The organism is Mesorhizobium sp. M7A.F.Ca.CA.002.09.1.1 (assembly GCF_003998555.1).
GTDB lineage: Bacteria > Pseudomonadota > Alphaproteobacteria > Rhizobiales > Rhizobiaceae > Mesorhizobium > Mesorhizobium ciceri.
Genome location: NZ_RZRR01000940.1, coordinates 1 through 2,092, shown reverse-complemented (window position 1 = coordinate 2,092; position 2,092 = coordinate 1). Strand labels below are relative to the sequence as shown.

Genomic DNA, 2,092 nt, shown 5'->3' with positions numbered 1-2,092 from the left:
AGGATCGCCACCGGCGCAAGTGTCGGCCGGGGCGTTGAGAGGAGCCGCCATGCAAGATATCCGCATCGTCACCGATTTCCCGCGCAAAATCCGCGAGATCGAGAATTTGTGGATTCCGATGCCGGATGGCGTCAAGCTGGCGGCGCGTGTCTGGCTGCCGGAAGACGCGGAGAGCGATCCCGTGCCGGCGATCCTCGAATATTTGCCCTATCGCAAGCGTGACGGAACGGTGGAGCGCGATGCGCTGACGCATCCCTATTTCGCCGGTCACGGCTATGCCGGCGTGCGGGTCGATATGCGCGGCTCGGGCGACAGCGAAGGGCTGTGCAAGGGTGAGTATCTGAAGCAGGAGCAGGATGACTGCCTGGTGGTCATCGAATGGCTGGCGAGGCAATCCTGGTGCTCGGGAAGCGTCGGCATGATCGGCATCAGCTGGGGCGGCTTCAACGGGCTGCAGGTCGCGGCCCGCCGGCCGCCGGCGCTGAAAGCCGTCGTTTCGCTGTGCTCGACCGACGACCGCTATAACGACGACGTGCATTATCTCGGCGGCGCGATGATGTGCGACAATCTGATGTGGGGAACCACCGCCTGGGCCATCGCCATGACCCCGCCCGACCCGCTCATTGTCGGCGACCGCTGGCGCGATCTTTGGAAACAACGGCTGAATGGCAATGGCATCTGGATGCAGGACTGGTTTGAACACCAGCGCCGCGACGATTTCTACAAGCACGGTTCGATCTGCGAGGAATATTCCGATGTCGAAATCCCGGTCTACGCCGTCGGCGGCTGGGCCGACGGTTATCCCAATCCGATCTTCCGGATGCTGGAAAAGCTAAGCGGTCCCCGTAAAGGGCTGATTGGACCCTGGGGCCATAAATATCCGCACTTCGCCATGCCGGGACCGCGCATCGGCTTCCTGCAGGAGTGCCTGCGCTGGTGGGATCAATATCTCAAGGGCATAAACACCGGCATTGCCGACGAGCCGATGCTGCGCGCCTGGATTCAAGATCCCGCACGGCCGGCAGCGATCTATGACGAGCGACCCGGCCGCTGGGTCGCGGAGCCGGCATGGCCGGGGCCGGGAATCGGCGAAAAGGTGCTGAACCTTGCGCCGCATGTGCTGAGCGAGGCCAGGGGCGAAGACACGATCCTGGAGATTTCATCGCCGCAGACGGCCGGCCTGTCGTCCGGCGCCTGGTGCGGTTATGGCGTCATGCCTACCTTGCCGGTCGACCAACGCACGGAAGAAGGCAATGCCCTGATCTTCGAGACGGCGCCGTTGACCGAAGCGGTCGAGATCCTCGGTTTTCCCGAATTCGAGGTCAAGCTCTCCTCCGACAAGCCGGTTGCGCTTCTGTCCGCCACGCTGTCGCAAGTGTTCCCGGAAGGTGCTGCCTCGCGCATCAGCTACGGCATCCTCAATCTGAGCCATCGCAACGATGATCTGGACATCGTACCCATGGTGCCGGGCCGGGCGGAGACCGTCCGCATCAAGCTGCGCTGCTGCGGGCAGCGTTTCGAGGCTGGCGAGCGTATCCGGCTGGCACTGGCGACATCGCATTGGCCGATCGTCTTTCCGACCGCCGAGCAGGCGACGCTGTCGATCCATTGCGGGGACAGCCGGCTGATCCTGCCGGTGCGCGCGCCGCAGAAGCTGGACGACACGCTGGGGGCCTTCCTGGCTCCGGAAAGCGCCGCGCCGATGGAGCAGGAGGTTCTGGCCAAGGGCGACGGTTTTCAGCGCTCGGTTTCGACAGACCAGGTCACCAGCGAGACGGTCTACCAAGTCGTCAATGATGGCGGCACGGTGCGGCATCCGCATACGGGAATCGTCCTTTCAGCGAAGCATGTCGACCGGTTCTCCATTCACCCCGACGACCCGACCTCGGCGGTCGGCACCTGCACCTGGGAAAAATCCTATGGCCGCGGCGACTGGCAGGCGCGCCTTTCAGTGACGGCGACGGTGCGCGCGCTGCGCGACGTCTGGCGGATCGAGACCCACATCACTGCCCATGACGGAGACGAGCGGATCGTCGACCGCAGCGAGGTCAAGGAGTATCGGCGCGATCTCAACTGAGCGGCGGCGATTGGC

At 64.0% G+C, this 2,092-nt stretch carries 1 protein-coding gene; it reads left to right on the top strand.

Going from position 1 to position 2,092, the window contains the following annotated elements; translation table 11 throughout:
- Positions 1-2,077 (top strand): CocE/NonD family hydrolase (locus EN994_RS28630; RefSeq protein ID WP_348631694.1); only part of this gene is annotated, 2,077 nt, incomplete at its 5' end.
- Between the last annotated feature and the right edge of the window lie 15 nt (positions 2,078-2,092).